The sequence below is a fragment of the Psychrobacter sp. 1Y6 genome, assembly GCF_052258385.2.
Taxonomy (GTDB): domain Bacteria; phylum Pseudomonadota; class Gammaproteobacteria; order Pseudomonadales; family Moraxellaceae; genus Psychrobacter.
The window spans coordinates 2,000,617-2,026,312 of sequence record NZ_JBQQEW020000001.1 but is presented as its reverse complement, the minus strand read 5'-3'; the positions used below and the strand labels follow the sequence as shown (position 1 = coordinate 2,026,312).

18 protein-coding genes are annotated in these 25,696 nt (G+C 42.4%); 3 read left to right on the top strand and 15 right to left on the bottom strand.

Features of this window, described 5'->3' with window-relative positions; all coding sequences use genetic code 11:
- Positions 1 to 77: 77 nt before the first annotated feature.
- Together ACTXGF_RS22165 and ACTXGF_RS22160 are read right to left on the bottom strand one after the other, a co-directional pair.
- Positions 78 to 1,286 (bottom strand): transglycosylase SLT domain-containing protein, encoded by a 1,209-nt coding sequence (locus tag ACTXGF_RS22165; protein WP_160020845.1) that lies wholly within the window; start codon positions 1,284 to 1,286, stop codon positions 78 to 80.
- Between the two features lie 1,095 nt (positions 1,287 to 2,381).
- Positions 2,382 to 3,206 (bottom strand): Nif3-like dinuclear metal center hexameric protein, encoded by an 825-nt coding sequence (locus ACTXGF_RS22160; RefSeq protein WP_443532753.1) that lies wholly within the window; start codon positions 3,204 to 3,206, stop codon positions 2,382 to 2,384.
- A 380-nt stretch (positions 3,207 to 3,586) separates the two neighbouring features.
- Between ACTXGF_RS22160 and ACTXGF_RS22155 the strand changes: the two genes are divergently transcribed.
- The gene (locus ACTXGF_RS22155; protein WP_201566687.1) at positions 3,587 to 4,912 is read left to right on the top strand and encodes a S1C family serine protease; all 1,326 of its coding nucleotides are present in this window, start codon (positions 3,587 to 3,589) and stop codon (positions 4,910 to 4,912) included.
- Positions 4,913 to 5,082: 170 nt separating this feature from the next.
- Here the strand turns inward: ACTXGF_RS22155 and yfaE are convergent, their stop codons facing one another.
- The 7 genes from yfaE to ACTXGF_RS22120 form a co-directional block, all read right to left on the bottom strand.
- A complete protein-coding gene (yfaE, locus tag ACTXGF_RS22150; protein WP_101205363.1) occupies positions 5,083 to 5,352 on the bottom strand; it encodes a class I ribonucleotide reductase maintenance protein YfaE in 270 nt (89 codons plus the stop codon).
- A 171-nt stretch (positions 5,353 to 5,523) separates the two neighbouring features.
- Positions 5,524 to 6,657 (bottom strand): class Ia ribonucleoside-diphosphate reductase subunit beta, encoded by a 1,134-nt coding sequence (gene nrdB, locus ACTXGF_RS22145; RefSeq protein WP_057759544.1) that lies wholly within the window; start codon positions 6,655 to 6,657, stop codon positions 5,524 to 5,526.
- Positions 6,658 to 6,754: 97 nt separating this feature from the next.
- Positions 6,755 to 7,126: a hypothetical protein gene (locus ACTXGF_RS22140; protein ID WP_443532757.1), complete on the bottom strand. Its 372-nt coding sequence runs from the start codon at positions 7,124 to 7,126 to the stop codon at positions 6,755 to 6,757.
- A gap of 437 nt (positions 7,127 to 7,563) precedes the next feature.
- Positions 7,564 to 8,619 (bottom strand): DUF2971 domain-containing protein, encoded by a 1,056-nt coding sequence (locus ACTXGF_RS22135; RefSeq protein ID WP_443532758.1) that lies wholly within the window; start codon positions 8,617 to 8,619, stop codon positions 7,564 to 7,566.
- Between the two features lie 121 nt (positions 8,620 to 8,740).
- Positions 8,741 to 11,017, bottom strand: a complete 2,277-nt coding sequence (gene nrdA, locus ACTXGF_RS22130) for a class 1a ribonucleoside-diphosphate reductase subunit alpha (protein WP_102090443.1) — start codon at positions 11,015 to 11,017, stop codon at positions 8,741 to 8,743.
- A 490-nt stretch (positions 11,018 to 11,507) separates the two neighbouring features.
- Positions 11,508 to 11,834, bottom strand: a complete 327-nt coding sequence (locus ACTXGF_RS22125; RefSeq protein WP_320158009.1) for a YbeD family protein — start codon at positions 11,832 to 11,834, stop codon at positions 11,508 to 11,510.
- 518 nt (positions 11,835 to 12,352) lie between these two features.
- Positions 12,353 to 13,312 (bottom strand): bestrophin family protein, encoded by a 960-nt coding sequence (locus ACTXGF_RS22120; protein WP_443532760.1) that lies wholly within the window; start codon positions 13,310 to 13,312, stop codon positions 12,353 to 12,355.
- 350 nt (positions 13,313 to 13,662) lie between these two features.
- Here ACTXGF_RS22120 and ACTXGF_RS22115 point away from each other — a divergent pair, with 350 nt between their 5' ends.
- Both ACTXGF_RS22115 and ACTXGF_RS22110 read left to right on the top strand, forming a co-directional pair.
- On the top strand, positions 13,663 to 15,198 hold the full coding sequence (locus tag ACTXGF_RS22115) for a methyltransferase regulatory domain-containing protein (RefSeq protein WP_443532762.1): 1,536 nt from the start codon (positions 13,663 to 13,665) through the stop codon (positions 15,196 to 15,198).
- A 976-nt stretch (positions 15,199 to 16,174) separates the two neighbouring features.
- On the top strand, positions 16,175 to 17,674 hold the full coding sequence (locus ACTXGF_RS22110) for a SulP family inorganic anion transporter (protein WP_443532764.1): 1,500 nt from the start codon (positions 16,175 to 16,177) through the stop codon (positions 17,672 to 17,674).
- 261 nt (positions 17,675 to 17,935) lie between these two features.
- Here ACTXGF_RS22110 and ACTXGF_RS22105 read toward each other — a convergent pair whose 3' ends face one another.
- From ACTXGF_RS22105 to ACTXGF_RS22080, 6 genes are all read right to left on the bottom strand, one after another.
- Positions 17,936 to 18,244 (bottom strand): ArsR/SmtB family transcription factor, encoded by a 309-nt coding sequence (locus ACTXGF_RS22105; protein ID WP_101204781.1) that lies wholly within the window; start codon positions 18,242 to 18,244, stop codon positions 17,936 to 17,938.
- Positions 18,245 to 18,787: 543 nt separating this feature from the next.
- Positions 18,788 to 19,318, bottom strand: a complete 531-nt coding sequence (locus tag ACTXGF_RS22100; protein ID WP_443532767.1) for a DUF2798 domain-containing protein — start codon at positions 19,316 to 19,318, stop codon at positions 18,788 to 18,790.
- Between the two features lie 30 nt (positions 19,319 to 19,348).
- Positions 19,349 to 20,143 carry a siderophore-interacting protein gene (locus ACTXGF_RS22095; RefSeq protein WP_443532769.1) on the bottom strand — a complete coding sequence of 265 codons (795 nt, stop codon included), beginning with the start codon at positions 20,141 to 20,143 and terminating at the stop codon, positions 19,349 to 19,351.
- 16 nt (positions 20,144 to 20,159) lie between these two features.
- Positions 20,160 to 20,603: a MarR family winged helix-turn-helix transcriptional regulator gene (locus tag ACTXGF_RS22090; protein ID WP_427620581.1), complete on the bottom strand. Its 444-nt coding sequence runs from the start codon at positions 20,601 to 20,603 to the stop codon at positions 20,160 to 20,162.
- 352 nt (positions 20,604 to 20,955) lie between these two features.
- Positions 20,956 to 22,878, bottom strand: coding sequence for an RNA polymerase sigma factor RpoD (rpoD, locus tag ACTXGF_RS22085; RefSeq protein WP_443532771.1), 1,923 nt, complete (start codon positions 22,876 to 22,878; stop codon positions 20,956 to 20,958).
- 517 nt (positions 22,879 to 23,395) lie between these two features.
- Entirely contained in the window at positions 23,396 to 25,603 is a 2,208-nt protein-coding gene (locus tag ACTXGF_RS22080; protein WP_443532772.1) for a DNA primase, read from the bottom strand.
- Positions 25,604 to 25,696: the final 93 nt, after the last annotated feature.

The following is a 25,696-nucleotide window of genomic DNA, read 5'->3' as shown; positions in this document are numbered from 1 at the left end:
AGAGCAGCTTTTTTTATTCAATAAAAATGACTTACTGTTAGAAGTTAGCTTGCGAACTGTCTAGTAATAGCTACGAATTAGACAGTCTGGGTTTTGATAGTCTCAAGATAGCTTCTGATATTACTGACATAATGCATGGCTTGACCATAGCGGCTATTCGACGCTCTATTATCTGCTAAATAGGCATAGACGTTCGCCCAGCTCTTATCATCGATACCTTGAGCTCGTAGTTCGCGCTGGATTCTTTTTACCGCATTGGGACCCATGTTATAACCTGCAAGGGCAAACCAGATACGGTCAGTTTTTGGCACGTCAGAGAAGTCTGCTTTCACTTGCTCTAGATAGCGTGCACCGCCACCAATACTTTGGTAAGGATCAACACGGTCTGAGACGCCCATCGCTTTCGCAGTGTTATTGGTCAGCATCATCAACCCGCGTACGCCAGTCGGCGAGACAGCGTTGGCATCAAGATGTGACTCTTGATAACCCATCGCGACCAATAGTTCCCAATCATGATTATAATTGCGTGCTTGCTCTTCAAACGAAGATTGATAGTCCGGTAACTTTTCCGTCAACGTTCTCTGGAAATGATCCTGACTATAGGCATCTTTAAGCAAGTTTTGATTGTAGAACGCGGCAAGTTTCTGTGTGTTTTGTAGCTTGATGCTATCGCACAAAAAGTAACTGGCCTTTCTTGATAGTGGGTCATTGGATGAGCTAAACGTCCAACTTACCTTAGGGTGTAGTCCGTTCTTAGTCAGACTAGAATCGTAACCACAGCTGACATTGATAGACGATAGGTTCAGCTGACTTTTTAGCTTGGTGCTAGCCGTAGTCAGCGCCATGTCAGCGTTGCCGGTTCTTAGTGCTTTTAGCGCCGCTTCTTCACTGGCGTAGGCTTTTAGATTGATATCGACACCGAGCTCGTCAGCATAAGTGCGCACCAGATCAAACCCAAAACCATGTTGGAAGCCATCGGTAGCAAAGTAAGTGCTATCGCCTGGTACCGCAGCAATGGTCAAGGTGTTTTCCAGCATGACGTTGTCATAAGCTGGTACCGATGTGTTCATGGTCGTCAAACTCTCAGCGGGCAACGAGAGTAGAGCGATGCTAGAGATTTGTGCCAGCTTCTTGGTTCTGGCAAAATGATTAGACGCAATAGGGGTAACGGATGAAACGATGTTACTTTTGGTGTTCAGTAGGCGTTTAGATGGACGCAGTAAATAAGAAATACGGCGTTTGGCCCCTTGCGCAGATACTTTTACACGATAAGTAATACGCTGCATGGATGTCTCCTGATTTTAGCCATCCTTCTTACCGCAAAAACACGTATAAATATATGTGCATAATATTGACATATATCGATATCGTGTCTCAAATAGAGTGGCATTTTTAATAGGATAAATGCCGCTCTATCTTGTTTGACTATAGCGCCACTAGCGTACTCTCTCTAAGAGTTAGTGGGATAGTTTGTCGTCAGCCAGCTATCGATATGTCATAAAAACGTTCTAAACAGTGTTTATAAGTACTGGTTTAAAATACTGAACGCACAACGACGCGAAGGATATAAATCAGATGATTCCTTCATCGATAACTAAATATGGCTAGTGGCCAAACAACTATATATCAAACATAGGTAAGGTCATGATTAAGTTATTGAGACAAAGACATAGCTTGAAACATTGATGTAAGGTTTTGCCAATGAGGCAAATACATTCATCTGTTTTAACTATGCTAACTTTGATGGCTGGCTATACTTTGAATCACTAATATTAAGTTACTAGTAATAGAATAGTTGGCTACTAAAGTTGTTTGTTCAGCGATGAGGGTAAGCAAAATAACCAGAATTGATAGTTTATAGCTGTCTATCAAACTGACTATGTCGTACCGTCATCGCGACACCAAAAATAAAAAAATACCATGCTGCTAACATATATAGTGCAAACATAGTATTTCAATGGGTAGCGGTTTAAAATCTTATCGTTGATATAGCATGATAAAGTCTTAAACAATTACCAGCATTATTTTAGTGCCATAACCGGAAGCTGTAATAATGGGAAGTTTCATGACAAAACGTTCTTTCTTACGGGTAGTAATATGCGGTTACTAATTGCATTATTCAAGTGGAGTTAAGAAAAAAGCGATAAAACTTAACAATTGAGATATAAACGGTTAATTTTACAGATATTTGGTACATAATAATCAAAAATAGAATAACAAAGTTTAAATAGTAGTCAAACTAGACTTTATGCATACGATGTGACTATAGCTATTAGCAAGTCTAGTTTGACTTTTGAACTATCATTTTTTCTACGAGTTTTTATCTGCAAATTTTTCTCTATCAATGATAACCGTTTAAACTGAGCTTTTGAGTGGCTAGTTTATGCTGGGTTTTCGATATTGATAAAGGTAACTGGCAGATCAAACTTTTGAGCGACTATCTCTCCTAACGCTTGAATACCGCCACGCTCCGTTGCATGATGACCACAAGCAAAATAGTCAATCCCAAGCTCACGTGCGCTATGCGTAGTACGCTCAGATATCTCACCAGAGATAAACGCATCACAGCCCATGCTAGCCGCTTGCTCAATCATATCCTGCGCACCGCCCGTACATATACCCACACGTTTGATCAGCCTACCACTTGTCTGAGCAGAAGCGTCTGTATGATACTCAGCTGAAATATGTAATGGCGTGCGACCTAAGGCTTGAGTAATGGTGGCAATAAGAGCGTCAGCACTTTGCGGTGTACAAGTAGCAATATTGCCAACAGGATGGGACTCGGTAGGATAGAGCGCACCGTTGATCGTCATGCCGAGTACGTCAGCAAGCTTTGCGTTATTGCCAGAGATCGGGTGTGCATCAAGCGGTAGATGATAGCCAATCATAGAGATACTGTGTTGCATCAACTTGCGCACGCGTCGACCTTTCATCCCAGTAAGCGTAGCAGGTTCGCCTTTCCAGAAGTATCCATGATGCACCATAATTGCATCGGCATTGTCAGCGATCGCAGCATCAATTAATGCTTCACAAGCTGTGACACCAGTGACGATACGCTGAATCGGTCGTCCGCCATCGACTTGTAGACCATTTGGCGCATAGTCTTTAAACGCGCTGGTAGATAAGTAGTCGTCACAGAACTGTGTCAATGTCTGAGCGCTGATGCTTTGAGTATTGGGTTCAGCTGTCGTATGATTTGCAGTCACTATGTTTTCCTGTCATCAATAAAATGTATGTCGTAAGGTGCTATAGATTAACTAAGCAAAAATTATGTATTATCTATCATGTTTGAGAGTGTTTGGTTTTGGGCTTCTAGCTTTATGTTCAATTCTCGAAATGTTTAAGTGTCGAGTATCGTAAAAGCTATTTTAACATGCCGTTGTAAGCGAGCAGACAAGCTGGATAACTGAAATGGTACACGATACGTTACTATTTACTGGTATTGCGGTTATAATTTATACACGTGAGTCTGCCTAGCTGTATAGCATTTGACCATCCTATGAATGGATCAAGACTAGCTAAGCGGTCGCTATTATCTCACATCGTTTTTCACTGTCTGTTTGCAATAAATTTATAGAGGTTTTATATGTCGTCATCCCGGAACACCAATAACAAGGCGTCTTTATTAAAATGGTTACCTTGGGTCTTATTGCTGCTAGTGTTGGCAGCGTTTATCTGGTTGTTCACGAGTATGAAATCGACGTCGGAGGCCACATGGGAGCCGCCGAGAACCCCGCCTGCGGAACAGCAAGCAGCAGAACCAGTGTCGGACACGCCAGCGCCTATCTCTTCTTATCATAATGCAGTTGCGCGTGCGTCGCAGTCTGTAGTCAATATCTATACGACACAAACCATGACCGAGCATCCTTATATGGATGATCCCGTACTGCGCCGGTTTTTTGAATATCATGGTGGCCCATCACAAGAGCAGGGTAATACCAATTTAGGCTCTGGTGTGATCGTATCAGAAGATGGCTATATCGTGACCAATGCCCATGTGATCGAAAAAGCAGATGAAATCACAGTCGCGTTCAATGATGGTCGTAAGAGCCGTGCCAGAATCATTGGTACAGATCCTGATAGTGACCTAGCTGTGATCAAGGTCGATATGACAGGGCTGACGCCACTTGGCTTCCGCGAAGATCCGATTCGTGTGGGTGATTTGGCACTAGCGATTGGTAATCCATTCGGTGTGGGTCAGACAGTGACACAGGGGATTATCTCAGCGACTGGTCGTACTGGACTGGGCGTCAATAAGTTTGAAGACTTTATCCAGACGGATGCGGCGATCAATCCGGGTAACTCAGGCGGCGCACTGGTCGATGCTCACGGTGAGCTAGTTGGTATCAACACCGTCATATTCTCGCGCTCTGGTGGCTCGATGGGTATTGGCTTTGCGATTCCGACGGCATTGGTTGAGCAAGTGATGAATGCATTAATTAAAGACGGCCGTGTCAGTCGTGGCTGGTTGGGTATCGAGATTCAGTCACAGCTACGTGACCCAACGCAGCTAGAGACGTCAACAGGTGTAGAAGTACTAAACGTCATTGATAACAGTCCAGCGGCGAAAAGCGGTCTACGTGTCGGTGATATCGTCCTAACCATCGACGATGTCGAGATGACAGATGCCAATACCTTGATTCAGTATGTTGCTCGTAAGCCACCAAATACTGAACTGGATGCGCAAATATTGCGTCAAGGTAAAAACGCCCAGGTAAAAATCACGCTAGAAGAGCGTCCAGCACAAGAACCACTTGAGCGTCCTGTTGTACTACAAAATGAGAGCATGGGCGGAATGGAGCAGCCAAACATTCAAGGTGATGAAGAAACACCGATGATGTCAAAGGCAGAGCGTGATCGTATGCGTGAAGAGCTGATGAAACTGTTTGAACAAGATGCCGCGTCGCAGTAAGTCGTAGGTTATTCTTACCACTATGTGCTGACTCATAATTTGTGTATGAGACAGCACATGCATTTAGCTGATAGCATAAAAAAGCGCGTTCCTTATCTAAAGGAGCGCGCTTTTTGTTGGAGCTAGTTTTTCTAAATTTTAAAGGCTAGGTTCATTTATACGTAACGCTGCTATAACTTCTCAATCGGGTCATGATTGATATAAATGACACCTTGCACACGGCAACAGCAGGGCAGGATCTCATCTTCTTCAATCATCGCCAATGGGTCAAATGGATAATCGACCGTATGCGAGCTAGCAATACGCTTGACTCGGCAACTACCACAGTAGCCTTCGCGGCATTGATAGTTTACCTCGTGTCCGGTGCGTAGCAGTCCATCTAGCAGACTCTCGTCATCATGTAGATAGAACTGCTTTTTACTGGTCATTACCCAAGTCATCGTTAATCCTATTGGGATATGTCTGTGCTACTGCTATCCCTACTATTAACCCATAAGACGATTACAGCGGTAAAAATTTTATAACTTAAAATCTCTACCGCTCAAGCCTTTATCATTCCAAGCTTTTATAATTTAAAGTCTTTCTAGCTCAAAGCTCTTACAACTCAGCTTTTATAATTCAAAGTCATCAAAATCACTGTCTGATAAGTCAGAGTCAATCTGACCAACCAAGTACGAGCTAATCTCAGTCTCTTGCGGTGCTACTTGCACATTGTCAGACGACAACCACGTGTTGATCCATGGGATTGGGTTTGATTTTGAGTTCGGGAACGCCGCTGGCAAGCCGACGGTTTCCATACGCAAATTAGTGATATATTCGATATATTGGCAAAGAATGTCTTTGTTTAGACCAATCATCGAGCCATCTTTGAACAGATAGCCTGCCCATTCTTTTTCTTGCTCAGCAGCTTTGCGGAAGATTTCGATACTTTCCTCATAGCACTCTGCGGCAATCTCGACCATCTCAGGATCGTCACGACCGTTGCGCATCAGGTTCAACATGTGCTGAGTACCTGTCAAATGCAGCGCTTCATCACGAGCGATTAGCTTGATGATTTTGGCATTACCTTCCATCAATTTACGCTCAGCAAAGGCAAACGAGCAAGCAAACGATACATAGAAACGAATGGCTTCTAGGACATTGACCGCCATGATGCATAGGTACATCTGCTTTTTCAGTGATCTTAAATCAACCGTTACTTGCTCGCCATTGATATTGTGCGTACCTGGCCCGTACAGGCTATATAGCTGTGAGTTGCGATACAGCTCATCATAATACTGGGCGATATCAGAGGCACGGCCTAAGATATGCTCGTTTTGCATGATGTCATCAAAGATAATATTTGGGTCATTGACGATATTGCGAATGATATGCGTATAGCTGCGCGAGTGAATGGTCTCAGAGAATGACCATGTCTCAATCCACGTCTCAAGCTCAGGGATAGACACCAGCGGCAGTAGCACCACGTTTGGACTACGACCTTGGATCGAGTCGAGTAGGGTCTGATACTTGAGGTTGCTCAAAAATATGTGCTGCTCATGCGAGGACAGATTGCTAAAGTCGATACGGTCGCGTGATACATCGACTTCTTCTGGACGCCAAAAGAACGATAGCTGCTTTTCAATCAATTGCTCAAAGATTGGGTGCTTTTGTTGGTCATAGCGCGCCACGTTGACGGGCTGACCAAAGAACATCGGCTCTTTTAGCGCATTGTTTGGCGTTTGAGAAAAAATCGAGTAAGTCATGGGACTGCCTTTATAATTGATACGGTTATTAATTTATAGGGGTGTGACTGGTTTTGATTTGAGGTTATGACACGTTTTTGGATTATAGCGTTTTAGCTTAGAGGTTCTCTAGTGATATCTGTGATGACTCTTGCCCATCGTTCATATAGGCTTTGAATATTTCGCTCAGCTCACTATCATCGAGTGCTTCTAATTCATCAAGTGCGCTTTTGCGTAGGGTACTTACATCAGACTCTTCTGCTGCTGTTTTTAAGTCTTTTTTAGCCGCTCTTGATGCTGGTTTTTTGGCTGCTTTTGCCACGCTTTTTTTGGCGACAGTTGTCTTTGGTGCTTCATCCACACCTAACTGCTGACGCACCTCTGCAATATCAACCTCGACTTGTACGATATGCGAGCCACCATCGTTTAGGTCTGAAAATACGTTTGGGATAAACAAACCACCGTCTTTGATGATTGCGGTATATTGCACATGACCTCCGTCGTTTTATTCTGTCTGTATGTTTTAATGATAACAGTAGCCAATCCCGCCTACCGCTTGTATCTGCTTTGCCGCTGGCGATGCAGTCTATTGTGTCTGACCGCATTTCTGTTGTCTCGATACTACGTCCAGCCATAGACTGCATCGCCATCGTCGTCAGCAGGATAGTTGCTACAGAATTTGCGAAAATGCAAATTCTCTTGCGCTCGGACGAAGCAATGCTTCGTTATTTCCTCGCTCAGGGACTAAAAAGCCTTGCTAAGGCATCTTTCTTTATCCTTAAGGACTTTTTCGTTTGGGCGCACCCTACAATTTCCTATGCATTTGAGTAGGTTGGTGTCGAGGCACAAGACCCAACAAAGACTCAAAACGTTGGGTTTCCTTCGTCAACCCAATCTAGGTGCTGGGCGCACCCTACATCTAATTAATCATAAATCTACGATATTGATATCACCAAAAATATCAAACTTAGCTTGGCTAAATGTTAAGTGACGCAAATCAGGATTTTTCCGTGCTTTTTCAATAATATTTTGTTGTTGAAACTCATTAACTGAAACACCAAAAACAATCGACTCAAGAGCGTCAAATGGTATTTTCTTGAGGCAAATTTCATGATAGCTACTGAACTCTTCAAGCAAATAGTCAGGTATATTTTCGTTTAATTTTGGAGTAATAACCTTGCCTTTCTTTTCTTCGCAAACTTCTAAAGGACAAATTAATCTTTTTTCTTGTTCCTCACTCCACTTTCCATTCTTCGTATATAGCAACTTTTTTGTAATCCCACTAAGTTTATCTTTTTGTTGAGAAATAAAATTATAAAGACTTAATAAGTTTATAGGCTCATTCAGTTCTAAGTTTCTTAAAGGCTCACCGTTTATTCTTATAGTATTTTTATAATAAGTTATAGACGCTCTATCTTCGCGTTTATAACTGATGTCTTGAACACGGAAGTCTTGAAAGAATGAATGTTCTTCTTTGAATTCAACAGCTAATCCCATATGGTTATTAGCGTAGTGTACCCACATTTTTTCATTATCAACACTCTTGGACAGTGAAAAGATACCTATATGACTACTGATAGCTTCCAATATTGAATTGTTAAATTCTTCCACTGACTTTTTTAGCTCTATACTTTTTGCCTCGTAATATTCCTCCTTGGAAGCATAGTCTGTAAAACCTAAAAGAGTTGGAGTATTTTCCAAAGTATAATGATCTCCAGATGGCTCCAAATGAAGCCTGATGAGGTCTTCATCAGCTACCTGTTTAGTTCTAGAACCCGTATTAAAACTGTTTGAACACTTTCGAGCATAAGCCAAATCGGCAGGAGAAAACTCATTTAAATATGGATAGAATCTGGCTTCACTACCTTTATCATTTAAAAATATAGGCTGTGTCATTCTAAACAAGCCATTTTCTAGAAATTCAGAACGCGGTATATGTTCATTTCTTTCATTAATTGTAGTGCCTAGATATTTTACTAACATAAAAATCCTTATTTAATGATAGTCAAAACTAGTACTATACGGATAAAAAACAGCGAGCTTAACCCAAAAGCCAAACCCGCCATACTTTAGAAATTCTCTTTAAAGAACTTCTCTTTCAAACTTAAATCTTACACGCACCGCCAGCACAATCATCTTCCATATCCGCTTGGGCATCGTTCGCACCATCACGAGTGTTATGGTAGTACAACGTCTTCACACCCATTTTATAAGCGTTTAGCAAGTCTTTTAGCAATATCTTCATCGGTACACGGCCACCAGCATAACGAACTGGATCGTAGTTGGTGTTGGCAGAGATGCTTTGATCGACGAACTTCTGCATGATAGCGACCAGCTTCAGGTAACCGTCATTGTTTGGCATTTGCCATAGTAGCTCGTACTGATCTTTTAGCTTATCAATCTCAGGCACGACTTGCTTTAGGATGCCATCTTTTGACGCTTTGATAGAGACCAGACCACGTGGTGGCTCGATACCGTTGGTCGCGTTAGCGATCTGACTAGAGGTCTCAGACGGCATCAAGGCGGTTAGGGTAGAGTTGCGTAGACCGTGCTCAGTGATCTCGCCACGTAGCGTTTCCCAATCGAGATGTAGCGGCTCTTGGCAGATTTTGTCTAAGTCGGCTTTGTACGTGTCAATCGGCAAGATGCCTTGCGAATATGTAGTCTCATTGAACGCAGGACACGCGCCTTGCTCTTTGGCCAATTTGTTTGACGCTTTTAAGAGATAGAATTGCAATGCTTCAAACGTCTGATGGGTCAGACCCAATGCTGAGTCGTCTGAGTAGCGTGCGCCATTCTTAGCTAAGTAGTAAGCATAGTTAATCACGCCCACACCAAGCGTGCGACGACGCATGCTGCCGTTTTGAGCCGCTTTTACGGGATAGTCTTGATAGTCGAGCAGGGCATCAAGCGCACGGACGATTAGCTCAGCTGGCTCTTCGATGTCGCTGACGTTTTCGACTTTACCCAGGTTGACCGCTGATAGCGTACAAAGCGCGATTTCGCCTTCTTCGTCATTGATGTTATCAAGTGGCTTGGTTGGTAGTGCGATTTCCATACATAGGTTTGACTGGCGAATCGGGGCAACCGTCGCGTCAAATGGGCTATGGGTGTTGCAATGATCGACGTTTTGGATATAGATACGACCCGTACTGGCGCGCTCTTGCATCATTAGGCTGAACAAGTCTGCTGCTGGGATCTGACGGCTACGTACGTTAGGATCATTTTCGTACTTGGTGTATAACTCTTCGAATTTGTCTTGATCTTCAAAGAACGCGTCATATAGGCCTGGTGTGTCACCTGGTGAGAATAGCGAGATGTCTTGGCCTTTGATTAGGCGCGTGTACATTGTCTTGTTTAACTGTACGCCGTAATCCATATGACGGACACGGTTGTCTTCGACGCCGCGGTTGTTTTTGAGTACCAGTAACGACTCAACTTCTAAATGCCACAATGGGTAAAATAGAGTCGCAGCACCGCCACGTACGCCGCCTTGTGAGCAGCATTTCACAGCAGTCTGGAACAGTTTGTAGAACGGGATACAGCCAGTATGCTGTGCTTCGCCGCCACGGATAGGGCTACCAAGGGCACGGATACGGCCTGCATTGATGCCGATACCAGCACGCTGTGACACATAGCGTACAATGGCGCTAGTAGTTGCGTTGATAGAGTCTAGGCTATCACCACATTCGATCAATACGCACGAGCTGAACTGACGAGATGGCGTACGCACACCAGACATGATAGGTGTTGGTAGTGAGATTTTGAATTCTGAGGTCGCATCATAGAAACGTTTGACGAAATCAAGACGATCTGACTTGTCGTATTGGCTAAACAGACACATACCAACCAGCATGTACAAGAACTGCGGGCTCTCATAGACAGTCTTGCTCACGCGATCTTGTACTAGATATTTACCAGCCATTTGCTCAACAGCAGCATAAGCAAGATTCATATCGCGCCAGTGATCGAGATATTCTTCTAACTCATCAAATTCAGCACGGCTATAGTCAGCTAGGATATGCTGATCGTATTTGCCAGCGTCAGTCAAAGTTTTGACATGATCATATAGGTGCGGCGGAGTAAATTTGTTATAAGCAATCTTACGTAGATGGAAGATGGCCAAACGCGCAGCCAGATACTGATAGTCAGGCGTGGTTTCAGAGATTAGGTCGGCGGCAGATTTGATGATGGTTTCGTGAATGTCACGAGTCTTGATACCTTCATAAAACTGGATGTGCGACTTTAGCTCAACTTGAGACACAGATACGTTGTCCAAGCCGTGAGCTGCCCACGCTATTACCTTGTGAATTTTGTCTAAATCAATAGGCTCTAAACGTCCATCACGTTTGGTTACTTGGATTTTGTCAATATGTGTCATGCTGGCCTCTATTTTGATTGCTTATTGTGATGCTGCGCGCTGAATCAGCGGCAGACATTCTTTATAACGCTATTATGCTGGGTTGTGCTAGCTGGTTTTTTTGGACAAAAAGCTACCACTACTCATAGTGACGGTTAAAATCACTGAGTACTACATATAGCGTGTTTGTTAATTGGTAGGCACAATATAGCGGGAAAATTTTGAAAATACTATATTGATTTTAGAATAAAACTATGTTGCTACAAGGTTGTAGGCAGTCCAAATTTTGGCAAAGGACGATGGGATAAGGGTTAGACGCAAATGCGGTCAATAATAAAATTTTTGTAAAAATATCGTGAGTTTTACTTTTCATTCTCTCGGTTATTGTCAACTGATAACGGTAGTCATGGCGGCAATAATGCGGGCGCAGATTGTACATCAAACCACAAAAAATCGCCACCCGTATGAGTGACGATTTGGACTAAAAAGGCGTTAAAGTTTTTTATGCCACTTATAAAACAATACGAACCGTTTTTGCATTATCCAGTGAGGCATAAAGCGCATTCACTTGCTCAGCAGCGGTTAGGTACAAATTGACCCGTGCTGAGTGAAAACGACCCGTTTTAGACGGCTTAACTTCGATAGACGCCAAATCAAAATCAGGGAATTGGCTACCCAAAATTAGCTTCACTTCATTAAGCAAACTCTCACGCTCGCCTTCATGACCGATGATGCTCAGTGGGTAGTTCATCGGGAACTCCCAAAGCTCTGGGTTTTGAATATCGGTCTTCTTGCCTACCAATGCGCCCTTATTTGGCGTCAGGTCAGTGACTTTCACTGATGGCTGATTGCTGGTTGGGTTATTTGCGTTGTTGTCGACGTTGTCGTTGTTGTCTTTTGAATCATCACTCATGATATGAGCCTCGCTTATATAGGTAAATAGAAAAAAGTTAATCAGTCATTAGCAGTAAATAAGTAAATAAGTAACTAACATTAAGTCATTCGAAAATCGCTGCTATAGACATTCAGTTAGTTACACATCTGCTCAAATCATACCAAAATCATAACGCCAAAATCTGAGACTTGCTCAGTGTGGACATCAGTGGCATTTAAATCAGTCAAGCTATAGTCGATTCAATCTAAAAGTAGCACAAGGCAACCGAGTATAGATGTATGTGTGATACTTCAAGCGAGGTTAACGCTGTCATACTTTTATAGTGGAATGGCTATATTAGGCAGAGAATATATGCACTGTTTATAGTGGTCTATAGATGATTATTCAAGTGAAGTCTGTATTTAGTCCGTTCTATCTTGAAGTAGTAAGCCAAATGGCTTTTATTAAAACTATTATAAAAGCTATTGCAAATAGCCGTTGATAGGAGTGATATCAGGCGGAATATCCGTCTCTCCCAATGCTTCTCGCAGGTTAATCTCTATAGTGCGTGACAAGGCAGTTAGAGGTAACTGGTTAGCCGCCAAGCCAAAAGGCTCTTCTAACTCTTCACTAAGCGCATCCAGACCAAAAAAGGTATAAGCAATCACCGCACAAATCAACGGGGTCGCCCAACCGAGTGATGCCACCAAACCAAAGGGCAACATAATGCAATACAGATAGGTGGTGCGATGTACCAGCAGCATGTAAGCAAAGGGCAGTGGCGTGTTATGAATGCGCTCGCAAGCTGCCAGTACAATTGTCATAGAGGTCAGGCGCTCGTCCATGTTTTGTATGACTTGCTCCGATACCAGTCTTTGACGCCGAATATCGCCTAGCTGCTTACCCATTAGGCGCATTATATAATCAGGTACGTTTTTCGCTTGGCGCATACGGTCATGATGTAACGCTGCGACAAGAGGCTCGATATCCGCCCAAGGTGGCGTACCACGCAATCGGTGGCGCACAGCATGGGCAAACGCAATGGTCAGATATACCATCGTTCGCTGAGTATCGCGTCCAGTCGCATTGTGAACCTCGCCATCTTCTATACCAGTCGCATCGTCATTATCTATAAAGGACAGTACTTGGCGGGTTAAGCTACGAGAATCATATACCAGCTGACCCCATAGTCCGCGAGCTTCCCACCAACGCTGATAACTGGCGTTGTTCCGAAACCCAAGAAACAATGATAACGCAATTCCTAGCAAGGTAAACGTTGCCATACCATAATAGGGAAACGAGTCAGGAAGCCAGTGCTGGATAATCGTGATGAGCGTACTAAGAATAGTAATCAGCAAAATTTGCGGATAGATTTTTGGAATGATTGATCCACGCAGGGTGAAAAATATCTTAAGGGCATTGGGTGTTTGCCGGACAATCATGTCAGTTTCCTAGCGATGGGGTATATGGAGACATTATTCAATGTCTCGTGTGATTCTAATATAGAAACGAAATCTGTAAAGGGTGTTTTGCAATTAGGGAGGTGGTAACATTTCAATAAGATTCAATAGCATTCTTTATAATCAGGTAGTTGTATAACAGTGAAAATAAAAAATGTGGAAAACTATTAAAACCACTTTAGCCAATTAATAGCAAAAAGGGTATTATTCTAAATGATCAAACTAATTTCGGTAGCTTTATTAACATTATTAGGTTGGATGAGTTTGCAATAAACACATTAAGATATTTTGAGTAGCGTGTATTTAAATTAATCATATATAAGGATATAAACATGGCAAATTGGTCAGAGGGTTACATTAGTGATATCGATTATACTTACGGCTATTATCCAGAACTTAGCCCTAATAATGTCAAAATCCCTTTCTTGATGTCAGGACTTGAAGTACCGAAATTCAATACGGCATGTGAACTTGGCTTTGGTCAAGGAATATCAATCAATACACATTCCGCTGCATCGGATGTCCAATGGTATGGCACTGATTTTAATCCTTCACAAGCAAGCTTTGCTAAAGAATTATCTGATACTTCAGGCAGTAACACCCATATCTATGATCAGTCTTTCAGTGACTTTTGTAATCGTGATGACCTACCGGATTTTGACTTTATCGGTTTACATGGTATCTGGTCTTGGGTGTCTAACGAAAACCGTGGCATTATTGCCGACTTTATTCGCCGTAAACTAAAAGTTGGTGGGGTGCTATATATTAGCTACAATACTTTACCAGGTTGGGCTGCAGCTTCTCCTATACGCCATATGCTAACAGAGCATGACCATATGCATGGTAGCCGTGGTAAAAGTATTAGCAGACGTGTCGAAGATTCTATCAAGTTTACACAAGAGCTTCTTGAGCTTAGTCAGCCTTTAGTACAACAAGTCCCCTCTATTCCACACCGCTTAGAAAACATTAGTAAGCAAAACCCTAATTATTTGGCTCACGAATACTTTAACCGTGATTGGCAACCTATGTACTTTTCTGAAATGGCAGATTGGTTATCACCCACCAAGACCAGTTTTGCTTGTTCAGCCAGCTTCTTGGAGGATTATAGCCCTTGCTGCTATACCGATGAACAAAGCGAGTTTCTCAAAAGTGTCGATGACCCCATGTTTGAACAAAGTATCAAAGATTATATGCATAACAAACAGTTTCGCCGCGATTACTGGGTAAAAGGAGCACGAAAAATATCTAGTGCTAAGTTAGAAATGACGTGGTACCAATTGCGCTTTATGTTGATTGCTAGTGAACAAGACATCCAATATGATCTGAACGGTGCAGTTGGTAATGTCTCTCTAAACAAAGATATTTATAAGCAAGTTGTCGGTCTCTTAAATGATTATAAGATACATCAGGTAGTTGATTTGAAAAAGAAATTGCCTGATGATTTTAAACAAAGTTGGTTATGCGAGTCTTTGGCTATCTTACACAGTCAAAGAGCAATTGTTCTTGTCCAAGATGATAATGTGATAAAAGAGGTCCAAGAACAGTGCAAGAAGCTTAATGCATATATTATGCAGCAGAGTCTTGTAAGTCCTGAATTGACAGCGCTGGCTAGCCCACTGACAGGGACTGCTTTAACATTCGGAAGATTCCCGCTTATTTTCTTGCATGCTTATATCCAAGGTAAAAATAAACAGGCAGACTGGGTAGATTATGCGTGGCAAGCGCTTAAGAAAAATAACCAACTATTACTCAAAGATGGAAGTACACTTCAAGCAGAAAAAGATAATATCGATGAATTGTATAAAATGGCTGATAACTTCGAAAAATATACTCTCCCATTGGTGAAAAGATTAAAAATCGTCGAATAATAAGTGAAGTTGTGCTCTCATTTATGTGAAGGATTATGCTTTTCATTACATTGAGGTATGAAGCTATTCTCAACAATGGATATAAGCAGATGGTCTTATCAGAACGTCGAGCGCTCTTTAGAAGAGGGCTCGTTTAGTTAGATATGTTCAATCAAATTCTAAACTTTAAATTCAGATAGCATCGTGCTGAAGGGGATCACTAGGGCAGCGTTCATAGCAGAACCATTAATCAGAATAGCAGCGAGTTCTGGATCTACCTCTTTCTTTTTTCCTTCTCTTTGGTCCAGTTAGGCCATCTAATAAAATAATTCTCTGAATTTCTGGATCTAGCGCACCCTTAATGTAAATTTGTGCCTTAATTAGTAATCTTTCCCAAAGGCTCTCGAACCCTGTTGTTCTAGCCCTTGTGTCTAAACTTATTAAGGGAGGTGATCTGAAATTTATAGCTAAAAAAGTTAAATCCTCAGCGTAAAGGGCGATGTTTTTATTAATCCACTTTATGTATGTTAAAATGACGCGGAATATCACTTCTTAACTCTATAAAAGCTGTCACCACAAAGATGAATACGCCACCCTAGCTGTACCCCTCCTCAGTAATGATTGCTTCCTATAGCAATTACTCTCATAAAGCGTATAACGCTTTTTCTTGTGCGCACGCACTGCTTTAACGTTTGTATCACTATTCGATATATCTAGTGGATCATAAAGATTATCCCACTAAAAATATGTTATGACGATAACTCGCTAACTATGATCGTTCGCATTTTTATATTTATTACCTGACAGGTAATGGGCAACGTGTCTGGATATCAAAGGGTATAAATAGAGATGTGCCTAGATAGAGATGCGTCAGACTTTTCATGTGAGCTAATTTCTAACTACTTTTTAGATACTTTCCAAATAGATGTTTTCTAAACAATGATTAGATACCTCGTTTATTGACAGACTACAGCAGTTCCCCAAAACTGAGTTAAATATGTTAAATACAATTAAAGAACATTGGTTATCCAATGCGCGCGGCGATGTCTTGGCTGGCATGGTCGTCGCTTTGGCACTTATCCCTGAAGCGATTGCATTTTCTATCATTGCCGGTGTCGATCCCCAAGTAGGGCTTTATGCCTCGTTTTGTATCGCGGTAGTGATTGCGTTTGTCGGTGGTCGTCCAGCGATGATTTCGGCGGCGACTGGTGCGATGGCGTTACTAATGGTGACGCTGGTCAAGGATTATGGATTGCAGTATTTGTTGGCAGCCAGTGTGCTGACAGGTGTTATACAGATTGTCTTTGGCTTCTTAAAGCTGGGTAATCTTATGAAATATGTGTCGCAATCTGTGGTACTGGGCTTTATCAATGCCTTGGCTATTTTGATTTTTATGTCGCAGGTTCCTGAGCTGATGCCGCAGGCAGGTTCAAACCTAGTACACGTATACGGTCTTGTAGTGCTAGGTCTCGTCGTTATCTATGGCTATCCATATATCCCAAAGATCGGTAAAGTGATTCCATCACCATTGGTTAGTATTGTACTGGTCACAGCTATAGCCATCCTATTAGGTGCAGAGGCGCGAACCATCAATGACATGGGTCAGCTGCCTGATACCCTGCCGATGTTTTTGATACCTGATATCCCGTTGAACTTGGATACGTTGATTATTATTTTTCCGTATTCTATCAGTTTGGCGATAGTGGGCTTACTTGAGTCTATGATGACCATGACTATCGTAGATGATTTGACTGATACCAAAGGCGACCGTACGCAAGAGTGCAAAGGCCAAGGTATTGCCAATGTGGTTAGTAGCTTTTTTAGCGGGATGGCAGGCTGTGCGATGATTGGGCAGTCGATCATCAATGTCAAATCAGGCGGTTATACACGTCTTTCTACTTTAGTAGCAGGCGTATTTTTATTATTGATGGTAGTGTTCTTAAGCGATTGGCTAAAGATTATTCCAATGGCCGCATTAGTCGCTGTGATGATTATGGTGTCTATCGGTACTTTTAACTGGGGCTCTTTTAAAGAGCTAAAAACCAAGCCGCTGCAAAGCAATGTGGTCATGATTACGACCGTTGCTGTGGTGGTCGCAACGCATAACTTGGCCTATGGCGTATTGATTGGGGTACTGCTGTCAGCATTGTTCTTTGCCAATAAGATTGAGCGCTATATGAGCGTGCATAGTCATATGGATGAAGCAGCGCAAACGCGTTATTATCGAGTTGACGGACAAGTGTTTTTTTCATCAGCAGAGCGTATGATTGATTCCTTTGATATTAAAGAATCTGTCTCTAACGTGGTCATTGACGTGTCGCGCGCGCATTTTTGGGACGTGACAGCAGTCGCTGCCATAGATAAAGTCATCATTAAATTTCGCCGCGAAGGCACTGAAGTAGAGCTCATCGGTTTGAACGAGGCGAGCCAAGCGATGATAGACAATTTCGGTGTGCATGATAAGCCAGATGCTGAGCAAAGCTTAGGCGCGCATTAAATTAGCTACGTATTAATAGTGTCATATTGATAAATATTATAAAGCTGAGTGTATCTCGGCTTTTTTTATGCAGATTAAAAGACTATATTCTTTTATGGATAAATATCTTAGAAGGTAATAGGACGGCAGAAAGGAAGGGGTAGCTAGAAGGGAAGAAGTAACAGGTTTGGATGATGCGGTATGGAGATAGTTAATCGTTATATTGAAATATCTAGATGTTTTGTGATAAAGAAGAATAGCTCTATAGATTATGAGAATTTTTTAAAGCTTCAACAGCTCTTTTTCAACTTCATTGAGAAATGCTTCGATGTTAGCTTCATGACGCTGATAAAACGTCCATTGTCCATGGCGTTCGGACGTAACCAATCCTGCTTTTTTTAACACACCCATATAGTTTGAAATGGTTGATTGCGACAATCCAGCTTTTTCTTGGATGTAACTGACGCATACACCATCCAGATTAGCATGCTCTGGTAATGAGGCTGGAAAGTTTGATCTGTCTTTCAACCACTTTATGATTTGGCGACGCATGGGGTTGTTAAGTGCAGATATTATGTTTTCTGTATTCATAAAATGTGTGATATCGATACCTAGTTAATAATCAACAACTGTCAGAGTGGAACATTAGATTTTTAGCTTACTCATTATGAATATAAACACTAAAGCGTAGTAGTATTTGTTTACTACCAATGTGTCAACCATATACAAATAAACGGCTACTAGTAGGATACTGCTTGTAACTAGCGTTTATATTCTGACTATACGTTTCTATAACAGTAGAGTATACAGCCAAAACCAGTTTAATTATGACAGTTGTACTGTCTAGTCATCGGAATATTGTCGAATAGTAACAATATATGATGGACAAAAAAAGACTGTTTCAAATCGAATCTAACAGTAAAGGTTGTTACGACTGACTCATTAAATACACGTTAGTTCTTTGCCAAACTAGCAGTAAAATAGTATTAGAAAGCTTCCGACATGACAAGGGCGTGTTGAATATTCAACACGCCCTTGATGCTTTATGTTCTTCAATTTTATTAAGCTTTTTTATTAATCTGGTTAGCGTCGTGGTAAAGTACCGAAAAACCTAATAAGCATCGTCGTGATATCTTAGCTTTTTAGAAATGCCTCAATTTTTGGTTTAATAGTCATAGAAACGATGACCATTAACGTCAATCCTACTGGTAATGCAACTAGAAACCCTTCTAACCAGCCATTTAAAAATGCCGTTTGATTAGCAAAACCAATCGTCTTTGAGGCAGTACTAAAGGCCAACATAGACTCCATTATACAAGCCATCAACACACCTGTAATGAGATTGCGCTTGTATGCTTTGGTATTAGGTAGCTTGTGATTAATAAATTTTGTGACCAGTCCCATCAGTAAGAAGCCAATCGGCATGATCGCATACGCCGCCAGTAGCGCTCTAGACCAGTCTATAAAAAACGTATCGGAGTATCCGACATTTATATAGGTCATCACACCTGTTAAGAGACCACCTATGACAGTCATTAAGGCAAGTATTAATAACACTTTGTAGAGCAACGGTGTTTTTTTAGTGCCATCATTCTTAGCGCCACTATTTTTAGAGCCATCAATGAGCAGGGTCTCGGTATTTGACGGCATAGTATTTGGAGCCATAGTCATTTTCCTCTCATAAAGAGCGTTTAATTAGTCAGTGTTTTTTTCTGCCTGTCGATCGCTTACAGATTGGTCTTCTGCAACACCTGCTTTCCAGTAAGAAAAGGCATATAGCTCATCTTTAGACCACTGTTGCTCGACTTTTAGGTAATGACGAAGGGCTTTGACAGATGAGAATTCGCTAGCGATATAAGCAAATCGGCTCTGTTCTGCAGTTGGTAATGTGAGAGATTTTACTGTATTGATTAATTGACTGCCTTGCGTTGGATCTGGGTTATGTAACCATGTCATGGTGATATTGGCTGCTGTCGGCAACTCTTGTTCATCTTCTGTACCGTGCACTTCGATGATGCATTGACCAGTCGCACTGGCAGGCAAGCTTTCTAATATTGAGCCGAGCACTGGTATCGCTGTGGCATCGCCAATCAGTAGAAAATTATCTGCATCAGGACAAAGCGCTTTGGTTTTAGGCTTCATTAAGATACCAATCTCGTCGCCAACCTCAGCATGAGTAGCCCAACCTGAAGCAGGCGCCTCGTCACCATGAGCGACAAAATCAATCCAAATCTGTTGTTTTGCTACATCAGCGCCGCGATGAGTATAAGTACGGACAATGAAAGTAGTATTGTCATTTAGATCAATTGACTGAGCTTTATCGACAGGGATAAGTACTTTATTGTTTGCGCCAACTGTCATGGTCGCGATATTGGCAATAGTATCTGCTTGGCCTGTGAGGTATATACGGATGTAGTGCGGAGTAATCATTTGCTTGTGAGCAACGGTCATGATTTCGCGTACGGGTTTTTGATTTATTGTGTTATTCATATGGATCTGTCCTTACTTATTTATCGGTAGTCTTGCTGCTGCTAACGTTGTCTATCATGGTGCGACTGACACGGAAAAATAACGCAAGCTCTACGAGGCTTAAATCTTTCGTTAATTGCTGTCTTGTCCACTCTTCTGCTGCATCAAGCTTTGTCATAACCTCTTCGCCTTTAGAGGTCAGCTGTAGTAATTGGCTGCGACCATCAAGCGGGTTGTCTGTCTTTAATATTAGCTCAGCCGCCAATAGGTCATTTAAGGCACGGGTGATTTGCGCTTTGTCTCGCTGCATATGCTTAGAGATCGATAGCGCAGTGCTATTCGGGTTATAACAAACGCCTTTTAAGGTTCTGATATTGGTCACGGACAACTCTACCCCTTGCTGACGAATGCCTTCTAGTAGTAGGTTGGTATAGGTATGCATCAATTGATGTAGTGTTTCGCTTAATGAATTGTTAGACATAAAAACTCTTTGATATAGTTGATAGAAGCAACTATATAGAATAAGGTTGATAGTGTCAACTATAAAGTGTTTTTTGAAGGATAGTTTGTATCTATAGTTAAATAATTTTTAATGAAAGAAGGTAGTAGAAGATAAAGAAAATAGAGGTATATATTGAATGAGGAGCGCTTGGGTTAAAAAGATTTATGACTAGGACGCTTTGCAATTAATAAGCTTTGTAATTAACAAATGCTGTGATTAATAAGTTCTAGAATTAAAAAGCAGGCACAAAAAAAGCTGAGATATACTCAGCTTTTCTATTTCTAGCAACTATCTGAAACCTATTAGCTAGGCTCAGTACTTCTCTGAAAATTTAGTCATTTTCAAGGAAAGAGCGCAAGTGCTCAGAACGTGATGGATGGCGCAATTTACGTAATGCTTTTGCCTCAATCTGACGAATACGCTCACGCGTTACATCGAACTGTTTACCGACTTCTTCTAGAGTATGATCGGTTGGCATATCGATACCGAAACGCATTTTTAGGACACGCGCTTCACGTTCAGTCAGGTTACCCAATACATCACGCGTCGCTTCTTGTAGACCAGCAGCAGTCGCATCATCGACAGGGCTTGAAATCGTACCATCTTCGATAAAATCACCTAGGTGCGAATCTTCATCATCACCGATAGGGGTTTCCATAGAGATAGGCTCTTTGGCAATCTTCAGCACTTTACGGACTTTAACTTCGTCCATCTCTAAGCGTTCGCCTAATTCCTCAGGTGTTGGCTCGCGGCCCATTTCTTGTAGCAATTGACGTGAGACACGGTTGATTTTGTTGATCGTCTCAATCATATGCACAGGAATACGAATGGTACGCGCTTGGTCAGCGATAGAGCGGGTAATCGCCTGACGAATCCACCAAGTGGCATAGGTCGAGAACTTATAACCACGGCGATATTCGAACTTATCAACGGCTTTCATCAGACCAATGTTACCTTCTTGGATAAGATCCAAGAACTGTAGACCACGGTTGGTATATTTTTTGGCGATAGAGATAACCAGACGTAGGTTAGCTTCAACCATTTCTTTTTTCGCACGGCGAGCTTTTGCTTCACCAACAGCCATACGACGTGCCACATCTTTCATATCGTGGATTTTCATATCGAGCTGCTGCTCGTAATCACGAATACGGCGCTGAAGTAAAATAACGTCATCAGTGACTTTTTCTAGCGTACCAGCAAATGCAGGCTTACCTTTGATACGTTCAATCAACCAATCAACATTGGTTTCATTGCTAGGGAAGGTCTTACGGAACTCTTCACGCGGCATACGACCACGGCGAATCACCAAACGCATGATTTGACGCTCTTGCTTACGCACGTCGTCGTAGACGTCATGCATGATAGCCATGACTTGGTCTGACAAGCGATTGTTTAGCTTTAGCATCATAAAGCGTTCAGCAAGTAGGGCATACGCGGTATCAGCCTGTATGCTACCACGGCCATAATCAAGCAAGGCTTGCTTGGCTTTGATAAATAGATGCTCGATCTCTTCTAGACGCAAACGAACTTCTTCTGGATCAAGACCGCTGGTTTCTTCTTCAGCTTCGTCTTCAACGTCATCTTCGTCTTCGTCGTCATCATCAAGCGCAGCTGCTTTCGCATTGACCTTGGCTTTGATAACTGGTGGGTTTTCTTTTTCTTCTTTGATGCGCTCACGCTCTTCTTTCGCCGCTTCTTTTGCTTCTTGGGCTGCGATTTTGTCTTCTTCGGTCTCAGGGTCTAAGAAACCAGTGATGACATCAGATAGTTTCTTTTCACCGTCTTGTACTTTTTGATACTCGTCAAGGACAAACTGTACGGTACCAGGCCAGTAAGACATGGCATGCTGTACATCGCGAATACCTTCTTCGATACGCTTAGCAATGGCAATCTCGCCTTCGCGAGTCAGTAGGTCAACCGTACCCATTTCACGCATATACATACGTACAGGGTCAGTGGTACGACCAGGCTCAGTTTCAACAGAGGCGAGTACTGCCGCTGCCTCATCTGCTGCCATATCATCATCGCTTGAATCATCGTTCATCAAGATGTCATCGGCATCAGGAGCTGATTCAAAGATTTTGATACCGACATCGGTCAGCATTTGCACAATGTCTTCGATCTGATCGCTTTCGGTAATAGAGTCGGGCAGCTGGTCATTCACCTCAGCGTAGGTAAGATACCCTTGCTCTTTGCCCATTTGGATTAAGGTGGCCAGTTGAGATGTGGACTTAGAAACTGACTTATCGTTCATAAATACTCGCTTACTTGCATCGGACATTTTTATATTGTGACTCGCTATCGCTCGCTCTTTGCGTTGATCTTATCAATCGATTGATCAAAATATGGCGTAGAGGTTGTCAATAATATCAAAAATGAGTTGATATGAATAAAGGCTCAAAACACTACAATAACAATGCTGAAAAACAGCTAAAAATTAGAAAAGCTAAAAAGACTTCAATATGGTACTTAAAAAAATACAGTACTTAAAAAATAGTATCTAAAAGCGGATACGTAAAAATAATACCTAAAATTTGTGCTTAACGATGCATGCTCACAATCATTCACCAAGCAGTGCTGTCAATATACAGCGACACAGTTTAACACAGACCACAGTCGTCAAGCACGAGCTAGTGATAGCTACCGACCATTTTTTACTGATTATTTGCCATCAGCCAAATGATTTGGGAGCGACTCATGCTACTGGGTATAATCATTAGTAGTGGGGGCAGCTGCTAGACTTTTAAAGGGTCAACATTTGAAATTAAACATTAAGACTGCACAGTGACCATCTGTGCCGATTGCTCTGCCTGCTGTGCCCGTAGCCAATCATTCAATAATTGGGTTTGTTTACGGACGATCGCAAGCTTAATATGATCTGGGTTCTGTATCAGCTCTTGTATTTTTTTCTTCATGTTGCGCTCAAGCAGCTGGCTGACTAGCTCTTCGATTAGGCCATCAAGCCCCAAAATATTGCGTGCGGTTAGCGCTTTATAGAAGCCGCCCCAATTACGGCTGAGCATGTCTTGGGTTGCAGGCTTTACGTTCGATAAAATAAAATGCGCCGCTGCATTAACGTCTTTTGGTAGGTAATTAAGACAGCGCTTGATAGTGCTTACGATGTCTAGCAGGGCAGCATCTTGCAAGTCTTCCCAGGCAAGCGGACGCAGAGTATCAGGTGATGCTTTTTGTTTGATATGGGCAGGTAGGTGTAAGCCATTAATCCCTGACTGTTGCCAAATCGACTCAATAGGGTCGTCGATTAACGCGCGCGGCTGAAACAAAAAGCACAGCTGCAATTGCTGACTGATGGTCATATCACCATCAAAATCTAGCAGCGCATCTTTGGCCTCGACATTTTGACTGCGTTTACCGCCAAGCTTTTGATAAACGTCATTGTTGAGCAAATAGCGAAAGCTACTGCCTTTGGGCAAGGCGGTCGTCAACGAGCGTACTTGAGACATGAGCTTGGCTTTGCCTTCAGCCAGACTCATGTCATAACGCTCACTCAAATACGCAAAAATATACTGTGATAGCGGCATGGCATTAGCGATTTGCTCACGCATGGCATCGCTGCCCTGACTCTTAATAAAAGTATCAGGATCATGATTGTTCGGCAGGGTTAAAAACCGTAGTTCTTTATCATCGGCTAGTACAGGCAGTGCAACTTCAAGTGTACGCCAAGCGGCTTTTTGGCCTGCGCTATCTCCATCAAAGCTCAAAGTAAGCGTTGGATTGAGTGTCAGTAGACGCGATATTTGGCTTTCATTAATCGCTGTACCCATCGAGGCAATTGCCCCATAGATACCTGCTTGATAAAGGGCTATCACATCCATATAGCCTTCGACTACCAGCCAGCTATCTGCACGCTGCTGACGTGATTCATAATAGCCGTATAGTACATGCTGCTTATGAAAGACGGGCGAGTCTGAGGAGTTGATATATTTAGGCTTTACTTCGTCATCGAGTGCCCGACCGCCAAAACCGATAGTGCGGCCTTGGTTATCACGAATTGGGAAGATGACTCGGTCGCGCAATAGATCGTAGTCACGCCCAGACTCTGATTGACGTACCAATCCTAAGGCTTTTAGACCATCAATATCCTGCGGAAATTGATGCTCAAGATGCTGCCAACCAAATGGTGCATAGCCAAGACCAAAGGTCTCAAAGATGTCTTCGGTGATACCGCGCGATAAAAAGTAGTGCTTGGCATGGGGATGCGTGGTTAGGTTGTGCTGATAGAATTGCTGGATTTGTTCTAGTAGCTCATATAGATTGCCATCTTTATCATCGCTTTGCTCAATACCATGAGCGTCCTGCATACCAGCGCTAGTATCGGTATCTGTCAGCCATGCTGGCGGATAGCCACTGTCGTCTGAATGGTTTGGTGAATACGGCTCTGAGGAATACGAGTCCATCGAATAGGACGCTGAATCATACGCCTCTAACGGCGGGAAATTCTCGTAGCCCTGATTGTCATTATAAATGGGCTGGTCGATGTAGTTTTGGTCGCTTTGGGCGACATTGTTTTGATGACTGTCTTGACGATTGTTTTGATGGTTGTCTTTATTTGTACTGTCTTGATTTACTTTGCTATGTTCTACGGTTGGGTTAGGTACATTGTGCACAGGCGGCGGCGCAATAGGTTTGGGTGCGCGACGTTGATAACTAACGTTTTGCTGTTCTTCTTTAGGTACTTCGATGCCTGTTTGCTTTGATAGTTCATTGACCGCTTCAATGAATGTCAAATTTTCATAATCACGCAAAAAACTGATGGCATTGCCACCGACGCTACAGCCAAAGCAGTGATAGATGTTTTTTTGTGGATTGACATAAAAAGAAGGCGATTTTTCACCGTGAAAAGGGCAGCAGCCTTTATATTCACTACCAGCGCGTTTAAGCGTGGTGTGTTTGCCAATGATACTGATCAGGTCAGCTTGGCTATTTAGTTGTTCAAGAATATGGTTAGGAATGCTCATACAAAAAACAGTTTACCATAGGTCGATTATGTTGGGGCAGAGGTAATAAGGTACTGCTAGAAAAATAAGGCCAACATAATGTTGACCTTATTA